Source organism: Ralstonia sp. VS2407, from assembly GCF_052950655.1.
In genome coordinates, this window is the sequence record NZ_JBRFVG010000085.1 from 1 (window position 1) to 600 (window position 600).

The window sequence follows — 600 nt, forward strand, 5'->3', positions numbered from 1 at the left end:
TCACCGTCAACCCCAAGGAGGGTACGCAGGGCGGCTACGGCCGGTTCGCGTTCCGGGTGCCGAACGAGAGCGACACGGCGTCGACCGTCAAGGTCGAGGTGAACCTGCCGGAGAACGCGCCGGTAGGCTCGGTCTCCACGATGCCGGTGCCGGGCTGGACCGTGGCCGTGGAGAAGCGCAAGGTCGACCCGCCGATCGAGGTGCACGGCAGCCAGCTCACCGAGGCGGTCTCCAAGCTCACCTTCACCGCCGCGCCGAACGGCGGGGTGAAGCCGGGCGAGTTCCAGGAGTTCCCGGTGTCGATGGGGCCGCTGCCGCAGGTCGACACCATGGTGTTCAAGGTGCTCCAGACCTACTCCGACGGCAACGTGTCCCGCTGGATCGAGGAGCCCACGCCGGGCGCGGAGGAGCCGGAGAACCCGGCCCCGGTGCTCACGTTGGCCGCCGCCGCCCCGGCGTCCGCGTCGCCGGGCGCGAGCGCGCCGGCGGTCGCGGCGGGCGACGACGATGACGACGACGCCGAGTCCGGCGCGGCCACCGCGTTCGGCGTGGCCGGTCTGGTCGCCGGCCTGGCCGGCCTGGTGCTCGGCGGGCTGGCGT

General features: G+C 73.5%; 1 protein-coding gene. It reads left to right on the forward strand.

What is annotated here, in order from left to right:
- Positions 1–600 (forward strand): YcnI family copper-binding membrane protein (locus ACU8YE_RS23975; RefSeq protein WP_446929844.1); only part of this gene is annotated, 600 nt, incomplete at both ends.